This window comes from Kitasatospora sp. NBC_01246, assembly GCF_036226505.1.
Lineage (GTDB): Bacteria > Actinomycetota > Actinomycetes > Streptomycetales > Streptomycetaceae > Kitasatospora.
On the sequence record NZ_CP108484.1, the window covers coordinates 5,392,317 to 5,405,338 of the forward strand.

The window sequence follows — 13,022 nt, forward strand, 5'->3', positions numbered from 1 at the left end:
GAGGCGAGCGGGCGAAGATACTGCCCCGGAGGCGAGCGGGCGAAGATACTGCCCCGGAGGCGAGCGGGCGAAGATACTGCCCCGGAGGCGAGCGGGCGACAGCTCAGTGCGCCGTGCCGCTGAGTTGGAGGCCGATCACCCCGGCGATGACCAGGGAGATCGAGACCAGCTTGAGCACCGAGGTGGTCTCGTCCAGGAAGAGCATGCCGTAGATCGCGGTGCCGGCCGCGCCGATGCCGGTCCAGACCGCGTACGCCGGACCGACCGGCAGGCTCTTCAGGGAGAGGGTGAGCAGGCCGAAGCTGCTGAGGGCGAAGACGCAGAAGCTGATGGTGGGCCAGAGCTTGGTGAAGCCTTCGCTGAGCTTGAGGTTGATCGCGAAGCCGGTCTCCAGGAGGCCGGCCAGGATCACCAGGGCCCATGCCATCGCGTGCTCTCCCTGTCGATCGGCGGGCCGGGCCGTGATCCGGCCCGACTTTCCTATGATCACCAGGCTGGCCCGCTCCGACACCTCGAACGCGGCGAAAACGGCCGGGGCCGCGCCGTCAGTCGCCCTCGCGGGTCTCCTTGCTCGCCAGCAGACGGCGCAACGAGTACAGCCGGGCCTGCTCCGCGTGGCCGTCCGCGACCCAGGCGTCCAGCGCGCAGTCCGGTTCGTCGTGGCTGCACGCGCGCGGGCAGTCGACGGTGCCGGGCTCCAGGTCGGGGAAGGCGTGGATGACCCGGGACGGGTCGATGTGCGAGAGGCCGAAGGAGCGGAACCCCGGGGTGTCGATCACCCAGCCCGGGTCGAGCGCCTTCTTCGAGCCCGGCTTGGCGCCCGGGGGCGGCGGCAGCCGCAGCGCCAGCGCCGACACGGTGGTGTGCCGGCCGCGACCGGTCACCGCGTTGACCACCCCGGTGGTCCGCTGGTGGAGCGGTACCAGGGCGTTGACCAGGGTGGTCTTGCCGACGCCGGAGTGGCCGATGAACACCGTCGAGCGGCCGCGCAGGTGCGCCCGGACGGCCTCGGCGCCCTCGGTGGCCAGCTCGTCCCGCCGGGTCACCACGTAGTTGATGCCGAGCGGGGCGTAGGACTCCAGCAGCGGCTCGGCCGGGGCCAGGTCGGACTTGGTGAGCACCAGCAGCGGCTCCATGCCGGCGTCGTACGCGGCCACCAGGCAGCGGTCGATCAGCCGGGGCCGGGGCTCCGGGTCGGCCAGCGCGGTGACGATGGCCAACTGCTGGGCGTTGGCGACGACGATCCGCTCGAACGGGTCGTCGTCGTCCGCGGTCCGGCGCAGCACCGAGGTGCGCTCCTCGACCCGGACGATCCGGGCCAGGGTGTCGGCGTCCCCCGAGAGGTCGCCGACGATGTTGACGATGTCGCCGACGACGACGCCCTTGCGGCCCAGCTCACGGGCCTTCATGGCGACGATCTCGCGCTCCTGCTTCGTTCCGACGTCCAGCAGGCAGGTCAGCCGGCCGCGGTCGACGGTGAGCACCATCGCCTCGGCCGCGTCGTCGTGCTTGGGCCGGATCCGGGTCCGCGGCCGGGAGCCCCGGCGGGCGGGGCGGTTGCGGATGTCGTCCTCGTCGGCGTCCTTGCCGTAGCGGCGCATGTGCCCAGTCTCCCGCTCAGCCGCCCACCACTGCTCCGCCGAGCAACTCGTCCCACATCTTCGGGAAGTCCGGCAAGGTCTTGGCGGTGGTGGCCACGTTCTCCACCTGGACCCCCTCGACGGCCAGCCCGATCACCGCGGCCGCGGTGGCCAGGCGGTGGTCCTCGTAGGTGTGGAACACGCCGCCGCGCAGCGCGCGCGGGCGGATCCGCAGGCCGTCCTCGGTCTCGGTGACGTCGCCGCCGAGGTCGTTGATCTCCTTGGCCAGCGCGGCCAGCCGGTCCGTCTCGTGCATCCGCAGGTGCGCGATGCCGTACAGGTGGGACTCGGAGTCGGCGAGCGCGGCGACGGCGGCGATCACCGGGGTGAGCTCGCCGACGTCGTGCAGGTCCGCCTCGATGCCGTGGATCCGGCCGGTGCCGGTGAACTGCAGGCCCTCGTCGATGAACTCGCAGACGCCGCCCATCCGGGTGTAGATGTCGCGCAGCTGGTCGCCGGGCTGGGTGGTGTGCCTCGGCCAGTCGCGGACGGTCACCCGACCGCCGGTGACCAGGGCGGCGGCGAAGAACGGCGCCGCGTTGGAGAGGTCCGGCTCGACCACCATGTCGCGGCCGAGCAGGGCGCCGGGGGTGACCCGCCAGACGTCCTTCTCGCCGCCGTCCTCCGGGGCGTCCACCTGGGCGCCGGCCAGCCGCAGCATCTCGACCGTCATCCGGATGTGCGGCAGCGAGGGGACCGGCCCGCCGACGTGGCGGACCTCGACGCCCTGGTTGTACCGGGCGCCGGAGAGCAGCAGGGCGGAGACGAACTGCGAGGAGGAGGAGGCGTCCAGCTCCACCACACCGCCGTCCAGCGCGCCGGTGCCGTGCACGGTGAGCGGGAAGGCGCCGCGGCCGCCGTCGTCGATCCGGGCGCCGAGCGCGCGCAGGGCGTTGATCACGCCGTGCTGGGGGCGCTCGTAGCTGCGCGGGTCGCCGTCGAAGTGCACCGGGCCGTCGGCGAGGACGGCGAGCGGGGGGAGGAAGCGCATGACCGTGCCGGCGTTGCCGACGTCCACGGAGGCCGGGCCGCGCAGTGCGGGGGCCGGGATGACCCGCCAGGCCTCCCCGCCGCCGAGGCCGCCGGAGTCGTTGTTGACCTGCTCCTCGATGCCGACCCCGAGCGCCCGCAGGCCGTCGGCCATCAGCTGGGAGTCGCGGCTGCGCAGCGGGCGCCGCACCCAGCCGGGTTCGGTGGAGAGGGCGGCCAGCACCAGAGCCCGGTTGGTGACCGACTTGGAGCCGGGGATGGTGACGGTGGCGTCAACGGGGGTGGTCGCGACGGGGGCGGGCCACAGGGTCTCGGTCATGGGGCAAGTTTAGGGGCCGTACGGGAACTGTCCGCTCCGCGGCCGGATGGCGGGACGGGCCGGTCGGCGGGGCACCGTCGGCCCCGCGGCTCACAGCGGGGACAGCAGCCAGCTCGCGCCGAGACCCAGGCAGGCCAGCGCGGTGACCAGGAAGAGGAACACCCAGGCGAGCCCGGGAACGCCGGTGAGCCGGGCGAGCTGGTCCGCGTCGGAGTCCCCGCCCTGGCCGCGCCGGCGCTGGTGCTGCAGCTCCAGGACCGGGCGGACGGCGCCGAGCAGCAGGAACCAGCTGCCGAGGCAGGCGAAGCCGGCCTGGACGTCGGTACTGCCGAACCAGGAGACCAGGAAGAAGGCCGCACCGGCGAGCAGCACGGTGAGGAAGCCGAAGGCGTTGCGGATCCGGACCAGCAGGGCCAGCAGCAGGGCTATCGCGAGCCAGAGCAGCAGGGTGATCCGGTCGGCCGCGAGCAGTGCGGCGCAGCCGAGGCCGAGCAGGGCGGGGGTGCAGTAGCCGGCGGCGGCGGTGAGCACCATGCCCGGCCCGGTGGGGCGGCCGTAGGAGAGGGTGAGGCCGGAGGTGTCCGAGTGCAGCCGGATGCCCGCGAGCTTGCGGCGGGTGGCCAGGGCGGCCAGGCCGTGTCCGCCCTCGTGGGCGATGGTGATCGCGTTGCGGGCGAACCGCCAGAGCGGGCGGGCCGCCACCAGGAGCAGGGCGGCGGCGCCGGTGGCCAGGGTGAGCCAGCCCGGCGGGGCGGGCTGGGTGCCGGTGACGCGGTCCCACACCTCGCCGATGCTCTGTGCGTCCATGCCCGCTCCCGTTCTCGTCCGGCCCGGTCCGGGGCGGCCGCGGTCGGCCGGCCCGGGTGGCAGCCTCCCATGCGGGGACGGCCGGGCGGGAGGCCGCGGTTCGCACTTCGGGATGAGGAAGTGCTGAGAGCGGCGGTCGTGGCAAGCTGACGGCATGTGCGGTCGCTTCGCCTCCAGCCTCCGGCCCGAGGACCTCGTCGAGCTCTTCGGCGTCCAGCAGTGGGACCCGGTCGAGACGCTGGCACCCAGTTGGAACGTCGCGCCGACCGAGCGCGCCTTCGTGGTGCTGGAACGGCAGCGCAGGGGTGAGCCGGCCCCGGTCCGGCAGTTGCGGGTGCTGCGCTGGGGCCTGGTGCCGCAGTGGGCGAAGTCGCCCGAGACCGCGGTGAAGATGATCAACGCCCGCTCGGACACGGTGCACGAGAAGCCCTCGTACCGGCAGGCCCTCGCCTCCCGGCGGTGCATCCTGCCGGTCGACGGCTACTACGAGTGGCAGACCCTGCCGGGCGAGCGCGGCAAGCCCCGGAAGAAGCCGTTCTTCGTCTCCCGGGCCGACGGCGGCCCGCTGGCGCTGGCCGGGCTGTACGAGTTCTGGCGCAACCGGGCGGTGCCCGCGGACCACCCGGAGGCCTGGCTGGTGACCTTCACCGTCGTCACCACCGAGGCGGAGGAGCTGCTGGCCCCGATCCACGAGCGGATGCCGCTCTTCCTGGACCGCGAGTCCTACGACGACTGGCTGGACCCGGGCCTGGTGGACCCGGACGCGATACGCCCGCTGCTGGTCCCGCCGCCGCCCGGCGCGCTGCTGGCCACGCCGGTCTCGCCGGCGGTCGGCAGCATCCGCAACAACGGTCCCGAGCTGACCCGGCCGTGGGTCGAGGCCGAGCACGAGACCACCCTCTTCTGACTTCTTCTGAGCACCGCTTCCCGCCGGCGCGCCTCGTCGGCACCGCTCTCCGAGCACTGGAGTCCACGCCGTGACGCAGGAACTCGTCCCCACCCCCGCCGGGGACGCCCGGATCAGTTACCACCCGGCGGCCGCGCCGAAGGCGCTGCTCGCGCTCGGCCACGGCGCCGGCGGCGGGATCGGCGCGCGCGACCTGGTGGCGCTGGCCGCGGCGCTGCCGCCGCGCGGGATCACGGTGGCACTGGTCGAGCAGCCCTGGCGGGTGGCCGGGAAGCGGCTGGGGCCGGCGCCCAGGACGCTCGACACCGGGTGGACGCCGGTCGCCGAGCGCCTCGCCGGGCAGGGGGTGCCGCTGGTCGTCGGCGGGCGCAGCGCCGGGGCCCGGGTGGCCTGCCGGACGGGCGCCGCCACCGGCGCGGCCGGGGTGGTGGCGCTGGCGTTCCCGCTGCACCCGCCGGGCAAGCCGGAGAAGAGCCGGGCCGGGGAACTGCTGGAGTCGGGGCTGCCGACGCTGGTGGTGCAGAGCGTGGCGGATCCGTTCGGCGGGCCGGCCGAGTTCCCGGCGCTGCCGGCCGGGCACCGGATGGTGCCGGTGCCCTACGGCAGCCACGGCTTCGAGGTGCCGAAGCGGGCGCCTACCGGGCAGGACGAGGTGCTGGAGCTGATCACCGGGGCGGTCGGCGACTGGGTGCTCGGGCTGCTCTGAGCCGCCCGGGAACGCACGGTCGCGAACCGCTCACCCGTGCGGGTGAAAACCTGCCGGGGGCCGGGAATGCGGGCGCCCTCGGCATGGTTGACACCCTCGTCAGCTTGAGTCCCGGACGGAAGGCAGCACAGATGGGTTCGATCGCGTGCCCCGAGCGGCCGGAGGAGCGCGAGGCCTCCGCGGCCTTCACCCCCTCCTGGTCGGAGTGGATTGCCGCGGGCGAGAAGCCCGTCAGCCCGATATCCTCCATTTCGGGGCGGCCCGCTGTGGGCGGCCATGCCGAGGAGGTGGGTCCGGTCGTCGGGACCGAGCACGAGGCCGAGCCGGGCCGGGGCCCGGAGGAGAGCCTGCCCGCGGGCGAGGCGCTCACCGGTGAGGAGCTGGCCGAGGCGATCGGTGAGGACACCTTCCGGGTGTCCGCGGCGGAGAGCGAGGCGGCCCGGCGGGAGCGCTTCGAGCGCGACGCCCTGGGCTACCTGGATCCGATGTACTCCGCCGCGCTGCGGATGACCCGCAATCCGGCCGATGCGGAGGACCTCCTCCAGGAGGCGTTCGCGAAGGCGTACGCGTCATTCCACCAGTTCCGCGAGGGCACCAACCTCAAGGCCTGGCTGTACCGCATCCTCACCAACACGTTCATCAACTCGTACCGCAAGAAGCAGCGGGAGCCCCAGCGGACCGCCGCCGAGGAGATCGAGGACTGGCAGCTGGCCCGGGCCGAGTCGCACATGTCGACGGGTCTGCGCTCGGCCGAGACCCAGGCGCTCGACCACCTCCCGGACAGCGATGTGAAGGACGCCCTCCAGGCCATCCCGGAGGAGTTCCGCATCGCCGTCTATCTCGCGGACGTCGAGGGCTTTGCGTACAAGGAGATCGCGGACATCATGGGTACTCCCATCGGTACGGTGATGTCCCGGCTGCACCGCGGCCGCCGTCAACTGCGCGGCATGCTGGAGGACTACGCCCGTGAGCGCGGGCTGGTCCCGGCCGGCAGCGGGGCAGGGCAGGAAGCGAAGGGCTCGGGCTCATGAGCTGCGGCGATCCGCACGACACCGAGTGTGGCGAGGTCCTCGACCACCTCTACGAATTCCTCGACAACGAGATGGCCGAGGGCGACTACGACAAGTTGCGGGTGCACTTCGAGGAGTGCTCGCCCTGCCTGGAGAAGTACGGCCTGGAGCAGGCCATCAAGGCGCTGATCAAGCGGTGCTGCGGCTGCGACGACACCCCGGCCGATCTGCGGGGCAAGGTGCTGGCCAGGATCGACTCGATCCGGGCCGGGCAGCGCTCCGGCGAGGCGGTGGTGGTCGCCGTGGACGCCGCGGCCGAGGCGCACGGCGACAGCGAGCAGGGCCGGCCGCCCGCGAAGGCCTCCGCCGAGGCGGCGGCCAGGCCCGGTACGCCGGTCGAGGCGGGCGCTCCGGCGGAGTGAGCGCGCCGCCGTCCCACGGCGGGCCGTCCACCCGAGGACCAGGCGACCCCCGGAGCGTGCGCTCCGGGGGTCGCTCCGTCTCTGCTTGCGGGCGCCCTCACTCGTTCGAGTGAGTTGGTGGTGCGCCAACTGCGGCATTCCGCGATCATGCGCCCCGACGCCGGAACGGCGGCCTATCCTCCTGACGGACGCTCACCGCCGTTAGCCCGGTGCGCTGAGCGCGGAGCGGGCCAGGACGGCGGGGAGGTCGAGATCGCTACCGACAGTGGAGGAACGGACCTGCCGACGGGCGCGGTGTGCTACCTCGTGGCCGTCCCGGTGGCGGCGCTCTGCTGCCTGCTGCCCCTGCTGCCGGGGCCCGTCCCGGCCGCCGTGCCACGCTGGCTCGGCGCTCCGGTGGACTGGCCCAAGGTCGGCCTGCTGGCCTTTCTGCACGGCTGCTGGGAATCGCTGGCGCAGGGCCAGCCCACCCCCTGCCGACGGCTGCTCCGGGCCCTGCTGGGCCGGCCGCCGCTGCCCTCCCGGCCACCGGCCCGGCCCCTGGCCAACGCCTTCTTCCCGGTGCTGTTCGCCGGGGTGCTGATGCTCGCCCCGGCCGCCGCCGCCCTGGTCGCGGTGCCGATCGCGCTGTTCGGCGACACCGAGCCGGACTGCCGCCGGCGCCAGGTGTGGAACGGCGCCCAGCTCGCCCTCTCCGCCTTCGCCGCCTCGGCGGTCTTCCACCTGCTCGCCGGACCGCAGCTGCTGCTCGGCTCCCGCTTCCCGGCCGCGCTGCTCCCCGGGGCCGCCGCGCTGGCCGCGTTCTGCCTGGCCAACGGGGTGCTGGTGGGCGGCATGCTGGTGCTGGCCGAGGGCCGGCGGGCGAGTGTCCTGCTGCTCGGTCCGGTCGCCGCGTTCGGGCTGCCGGTGCTGGTGCACGCGGCCGGCGGGCTGATGGTCGCGGTGCTCTGGCAGGGCCCGTACGGGGCCTTCGCGGCGCTGCTGGCCCTGCTGCCGCTCTCCATCTCGGCCTGGGTGTTCGCCCAGGGCCACCGCGAGCGGGACGCCCACCAGGCCACCGTCCAGGCGCTGGTGCAGGCCGTGGAGATCAAGGACTCCTACACCCGGGGGCACAGCGAACGCGTCGGCAAGGCCGCGGTGCTGATCGCCGGTCAGCTGGGCATGGAGGCCGAGCGGCTGCGTACCCTGCGGTTCGCGGGCATCCTGCACGACGTCGGCAAGCTCGGCGTGGCCACCGAGCTGCTGCGCAGGAACGGTCCCCTCGACGAGGCCGAGCGGCGGGCCGTCGAGGTGCACCCGGTGCACGGCTACGAGCTGGTGCGCGGCATCGTCTTCCTCGGCGAGGCGCACGCCGGGATCCTGCACCACCACGAGCGGATGGACGGCCGGGGCTACCCGAGCGGGCTGGCGGGCGAGCAGATCCCCGAGTTCGCCCGGATCATCTCGGTCGCCGACGCCTTCGACTCGATGACCTCCACCCGGTCCTACCGGCGCGGCCGGCCGGTCACCGAGGCGGTGGCCGAGCTGGAGCGCTGCTCGGGCAGCCAGTTCGACCCGGTGATGGTGCGGGCGCTGGTCGACGCGCTCGCCGTGCACGACTGGCAGCCGGTGCTGCCCCCCGACGACGACTGCATCCGGGCGGTGCCCGACATTCCGCTGGGCGTGCCCGAACCGGTGCGGCCGGGCCCGGGCCGGGTGCCCGCCCAGGGCGGCACCGTGCCGACGGCCGGACCGTCGTGAGCGCCCGCCCGCCGGCCGGCGGGGTGGCCGCGGTGCACGCCGCGGCCGTCGTGCTGCTGGCGTTCTCGTTCGGCGCGGTGGCGGTGCGCGGGATGGCCGAGCCCGGGGTGGCGCTGGCGTTCACCGTGCTGATCGCGCTCGGCGAGTGCGTCCGGATCACTCTTCCGGGCGATCGCGAGCAGGCACCGATCGGCGCCGCCGGTGCGCTGGCGTACGCCCTGCTGGGGCCGCTGCGCGGGCTGCCCACCGCGCACGGCGTGCTCCAGGCGGTCGCGGTGACCGGCGCGGGGCTGCTGCTGGCGCTGCTCCCGGCGGTGGCGCTGCCCCGCGGGGCCCGGCGGCCGCGGCGGGCGCCGTGGCGGGACCGGGCCCGGCTCGACGGCGCCGCCCTGCGGCTGCTCGGGGCCGGGTTCGCGGCCGCGATCTTCCAGCCCCTCTACAACAGCGGAGTGGTCGACCGGTTCTCGGCGGACGGCCCCGCCTACGGGGTGTTCCTCACGGTGGTGGCGGCGCTGGCCGCGCTCTGCGACGCCACCCTGGCGGCGGTGCTGCGGCGGGCCCGGAGCGGGCTGCGGTTCCCGGCGGCGCTGGAGGACGAGCTGCGGTCGCTGTTCGGGATCGGCTCGGCGATCGCCGCCACCGGAATGCTGGTCAGCCTGGCGGCGGGCGAGGTCGGGCTCTGGGCGCTTCCGCTGTTCTGCGCGCCCCTGCTGCTGGCGCAGGTGTCGTTCCGGCGGGCCGCCGCCGTCCGGGCCACCACCGGGCAGACCATCGCCAGCCTGGCCAAGGCCACCGAGGTGGCCGGCTACACCCCGTACGGCCACGCCCGCCGGGTCGCCGACACGGCGTGCGCGGTCGGCCGCGAGCTGGGGCTGAGCACCCGCGAGCTCGCCCTGCTGGAGTACGCGGCGCTGATGCACGACATCGGGCAGCTGTCGCTGGTCGAGCCGGTGCCGGACGGGGCGACGGCGCTGCTCCCGGAGGAGGAGCAGCAGCGGATCGCCCGGCTGGGCAGCGAGGTGATCCGGCGGACGGGGGTGCCGCGGCAGGTCGCCGAGCAGGTCGCCCGGCTGGCCGATCCCTGGCCCGGGCGGCCCGACCCGGACGAGCGGGCAGTGCCGCTGGCGGCCCGGATCATCCGGGTGGCGAACGCGCACGACGACCTGCTGACGGCGGCGCGCGGGCGCGGGGTGGAGGAGGTGGTGGGGCGGCTGGAGGTGCTGGAGGTGCTGCGGCTGGGGCGGGGCCGGATCTACGACGGACGGGTCGTGGACGCGCTGGTGAGGGTGCGGGGGTAGGGGAGGGGCGCGCGGCTGGTGGGGGCGGCGGGCGCTGTTCAGGGGTTGGGGTTGAGGCGGGGCGTCGGGGCGGGCAGGCTGGGTAGGGGTGGGGCCGGGAGCGGCCGGAACCCCGGCTGCGGGGAGCGCGGGCGACGGCGGGCGTGGTTGGATGCGGTCGTAGCGTGGAACACCGACCCGGGGCACCGGGCCCGTGGCAGCGGGAGCGGACACGGGACTTGAGCGGACGACGACGGCAGGGACGAACGTGAGGATCTTCCACCGGGCACGGCACCGGCCGTCCGCCACCTGGCGGCAGACGACCGATCGGGCTTTCACGCTGATCGGCGACGGCCGCTACGAGGACGCGGGCGCCCTGCTGGTGATGGCGGCCGATCTGGAGCCGTGGCTGTCGGACTCCTGGTTCAACCTCGCGCTGCTGCACAAGTTCCGGCGGGACTGGGAGCAGGCGCGGGCGGCCGGGCTGCGGGCGGTGGCGCTGTTGGACCGCGAGCAGGGCGCCCCCGACTGGTGGAACCTGGGGATCACGGCGACGGCGCTGCAGGACTGGCCGCTGGCGCGGCGGGCCTGGCAGGCGTACGGGCTGCGGCTGCCGGGCGGGGCCGGGGCCCACCCGGACGGCCCGGTCAGCCTGGACCTGGGGACGACGCCGGTGCGGCTGTCGCCGGACGGCGAGTCCGAGGTGGTCTGGGGGCGCCGGCTGGATCCGGCGCGCATCGAGGTGCTGTCCATCCCGCTGCCCTCGTCGGGCCGCCGCTGGGGCGAGGTGGTGCTGCACGACGGCGCCCCGCACGGCGAGCGGGTGACCGACGGGGTGGCGTACCCGGTGTTCGACGAGATCGAGCTGTGGGCGCCCTCCCCGGTGCCGACCTACGTGGTGCTGCTGCAGGCCGCCACCGCGGCGGACCGGGACGCCCTGGAGCGGCTGGTCGCGGACGCGGGGTACGCGGCGGAGGACTGGACGTCGTCGGTGCGGCTGCTCTGCCGGGCGTGTTCGGAGAGCCGGATGGCCTCCGACGACGGGCACACCGCGCACCACGACCCGCACGACGACGGGGACGCGGCCCACCCGGGGCACCTGAGCCATCTGAGCCAGGGCGCCGGCGGTATGTCCTGGCTGGTGGAGCGGGAGTGCGGGATCGCGGCTCCGGCGCTCCTGGTGCGTACGCTGCTGGACCGCTGGGTGGCAGCGGCCCCCGGCACCCGCGCGTACCGGGATCTCGAAGAGGTCTGCTGAGCGGTCCGCTTACCCTTGGTCGGTACGGCCAGACGATCCAGGGAAGCGGAAGACACACAGCGATGGCGGAGCAGCACGACCACCAGCACGACCACGACCACGAGCCCGCGCAGGGTGAGGCCCAGCCGGTGAAGGTGGTCGGCGAGGAGCCGGACCTCTCGAAGGGCACCGCGCGTCCGATCACCGTCTACGGCAACCCGGTGCTGCACCGGGAGGTCAAGACCGTGACGGCCTTCGACGGCGAGCTGTCGGCGCTGATCGACGACATGTTCCAGTCGATGTACGCGGCCGAGGGCGTGGGCCTGGCGGCCAACCAGATCGGCGTGGACCTCAAGGTGTTCGTCTACGACTGCCCGGACGACGAGGGCGTGCGCCACATCGGCCACGTCATCAACCCCGTCCTGGAGGAGCTGCCGGCCGGCAGCAAGCGGGTGCTGGACGACGGCAACGAGGGCTGCCTGTCGGTGCCGACCGCGTACGCCGAGCTGCCCCGGCCGGACTACGCCGCGGTGACCGGCCAGGACAAGGACGGCAACCCGATCCGGGTCGAGGGCACCGGCTTCTTCGCCCGCTGCCTGCAGCACGAGACCGACCACCTGTACGGGTTCCTCTACATCGACAAGCTGTCGAAGCGGGACCGCAAGGACGCGCTGCGGCAGATGGCCGAGGGCACGCCGCGGTACGCGACGGTGTCGAACGGCTGACGTGTCACGGAAGGGCCGGTGCGCGCGCACCGGCCCTTCCGCACGGGTGCCTACCGCGGCACGAACAGCCACTCCGGGCCGTAGGTGAAGCGGGGGGCGGCGGGCAGCTTGACGCCGTTGATCTGCTGGGCGGTCCGGCGCATCTGGCCCATCTGCCCGATCGCCGGGCCGATCGAGTCGGGGCCGGCGTCGCCCCAGGCGCCTTCGAGGGCGTACAGCATGTCGCTGTAGTGCTGGTTGAAGGTCGCCAGGAGGGTGGCGGTGGGCTGGTCGGGCTCGTTGCCGGGGCTGTTGGCCCAGCCGCCCAGGGGGACCCGGGCGACCGGGGAGGTGTCCGGCAGCGGGACCTCCGGGCCGGTGAACCCGTACTTCTTCGTCCCCTCGTCGAGGACGAGCTTGCGGCCCTCGGCGATCTCCTTGAAGGCGTAGTAGTGGGCGAGTTCGCCCGGGGCACCGGGGAAGGGGTTCTCCGGCGAGGCGTCCGTGCCCTCGCCCTGCGACTGGATGACGTGGATGGCGGCCAGCACGTCGTCGATGGTGTTCATCGGGACGATGTCGTTGCCGGCGCCGTGGCTCGACCCGAGCGGGAAGCTCACCTGCCGCTGCCCGGTGAGCAGGTGGGCGAAGGTGGGGAAGACGTTCGCGATCCGCTGGTAGAAGGCGCCGATGGTGTTGCCGTCGGCGGCGAAGGCGAGCGGGTGCTCGGGCTTCTCGATGTCGGCGAACAGGCCCGCCGAATCGCGGGTCAGCCCGCTCAGGTAGACCTCCAGGCCGGGGTTGACGCCGCCGGGGAGCTCACCGGGGTACTTGGGGACGGTGAGCGGGTCGGTGAGGACGACCGTGCCGCCGATGCTGGTGAGCATGTTGCAGACCAGGCCGAAGTGCGACATCTCGTCGAAGACGATCTCGCGGATGGTGTGGCGCACCGGCTTGGAGTTGTCGGGGTCGGTGATCGACCAGAGCGCGGTGGCGTAGGGCGGGATGGTGGACAGCTCCAGCATGATCGCCCGCTGGAGCGCGTCCTTGAGTTCCTGCTCCGTCCAGTCCTCCTCCGCCATGCTCATGAGCTGGACGATGGCGTCGCTCCGGTAGTCGAGGATTCCGGTCGGCACGGTGGGCCCCTTTCGTTCGGCTGTGGCCGGACCGTAGCGGGGGACGGCACCGTCCGTATGCGTGCCGTTCCGGTGGGGCCCGGCGGTTTCATTCGGACGAGCGAACGACGCCGCCCCGCCCGGTGCGAAC

General features: G+C 74.0%; 13 protein-coding genes. 8 read left to right on the top strand and 5 right to left on the bottom strand.

All coding sequences use genetic code 11. The annotated features are described in order from the left end of the window. Positions 1 to 103: 103 nt before the first annotated feature. From OG618_RS23530 to OG618_RS23545, 4 genes are all read right to left on the bottom strand, one after another. Positions 104 to 427 carry a DMT family transporter gene (locus tag OG618_RS23530; RefSeq protein ID WP_329489522.1) on the bottom strand — a complete coding sequence of 108 codons (324 nt, stop codon included), beginning with the start codon at positions 425 to 427 and terminating at the stop codon, positions 104 to 106. A gap of 118 nt (positions 428 to 545) precedes the next feature. Further along, positions 546 to 1,601 (bottom strand): ribosome small subunit-dependent GTPase A, encoded by a 1,056-nt coding sequence (rsgA, locus tag OG618_RS23535; protein WP_329489523.1) that lies wholly within the window; start codon positions 1,599 to 1,601, stop codon positions 546 to 548. A gap of 16 nt (positions 1,602 to 1,617) precedes the next feature. Continuing rightward, positions 1,618 to 2,949, bottom strand: coding sequence for a 3-phosphoshikimate 1-carboxyvinyltransferase (aroA, locus tag OG618_RS23540; protein WP_329489524.1), 1,332 nt, complete (start codon positions 2,947 to 2,949; stop codon positions 1,618 to 1,620). Positions 2,950 to 3,039: 90 nt separating this feature from the next. Beyond that, complete coding sequence (locus tag OG618_RS23545; RefSeq protein ID WP_329489525.1) at positions 3,040 to 3,756, bottom strand: M50 family metallopeptidase; 717 nt, start codon at positions 3,754 to 3,756, stop codon at positions 3,040 to 3,042. A 154-nt stretch (positions 3,757 to 3,910) separates the two neighbouring features. On the opposite strand from OG618_RS23545, the gene OG618_RS23550 reads away from it, so the two are divergent. The 8 genes from OG618_RS23550 (at position 3,911) to def (ending at position 11,780) form a co-directional block, all read left to right on the top strand. Beyond that, the gene (locus OG618_RS23550) at positions 3,911 to 4,663 is read left to right on the top strand and encodes an SOS response-associated peptidase (protein ID WP_329489526.1); all 753 of its coding nucleotides are present in this window, start codon (positions 3,911 to 3,913) and stop codon (positions 4,661 to 4,663) included. A 70-nt stretch (positions 4,664 to 4,733) separates the two neighbouring features. Continuing rightward, positions 4,734 to 5,369, top strand: a complete 636-nt coding sequence (locus tag OG618_RS23555; protein ID WP_329489527.1) for an alpha/beta hydrolase family protein — start codon at positions 4,734 to 4,736, stop codon at positions 5,367 to 5,369. A gap of 287 nt (positions 5,370 to 5,656) precedes the next feature. Further along, entirely contained in the window at positions 5,657 to 6,400 is a 744-nt protein-coding gene (locus tag OG618_RS23560; RefSeq protein WP_380391665.1) for a sigma-70 family RNA polymerase sigma factor, read from the top strand. Then, positions 6,397 to 6,801, top strand: a complete 405-nt coding sequence (gene rsrA / locus OG618_RS23565) for a mycothiol system anti-sigma-R factor (protein WP_329489529.1) — start codon at positions 6,397 to 6,399, stop codon at positions 6,799 to 6,801. The genes OG618_RS23560 and rsrA overlap by 4 nt, the downstream gene beginning before the upstream one ends. A gap of 306 nt (positions 6,802 to 7,107) precedes the next feature. Beyond that, positions 7,108 to 8,541: an HD-GYP domain-containing protein gene (locus tag OG618_RS23570; protein WP_329489530.1), complete on the top strand. Its 1,434-nt coding sequence runs from the start codon at positions 7,108 to 7,110 to the stop codon at positions 8,539 to 8,541. Next, positions 8,538 to 9,839: an HD-GYP domain-containing protein gene (locus tag OG618_RS23575; RefSeq protein ID WP_329489531.1), complete on the top strand. Its 1,302-nt coding sequence runs from the start codon at positions 8,538 to 8,540 to the stop codon at positions 9,837 to 9,839. The genes OG618_RS23570 and OG618_RS23575 overlap by 4 nt, the downstream gene beginning before the upstream one ends. Before the next feature lie 247 nt (positions 9,840 to 10,086). Continuing rightward, positions 10,087 to 11,076: a tetratricopeptide repeat protein gene (locus OG618_RS23580; RefSeq protein ID WP_329489532.1), complete on the top strand. Its 990-nt coding sequence runs from the start codon at positions 10,087 to 10,089 to the stop codon at positions 11,074 to 11,076. Positions 11,077 to 11,138: 62 nt separating this feature from the next. Beyond that, a complete protein-coding gene (gene def, locus OG618_RS23585; RefSeq protein WP_329489533.1) occupies positions 11,139 to 11,780 on the top strand; it encodes a peptide deformylase in 642 nt (213 codons plus the stop codon). A gap of 50 nt (positions 11,781 to 11,830) precedes the next feature. On the opposite strand, the gene OG618_RS23590 is transcribed toward def, so the two are convergent. After that, positions 11,831 to 12,892 (bottom strand): ferritin-like domain-containing protein, encoded by a 1,062-nt coding sequence (locus OG618_RS23590; protein WP_329489534.1) that lies wholly within the window; start codon positions 12,890 to 12,892, stop codon positions 11,831 to 11,833. Positions 12,893 to 13,022 lie beyond the last annotated feature (130 nt).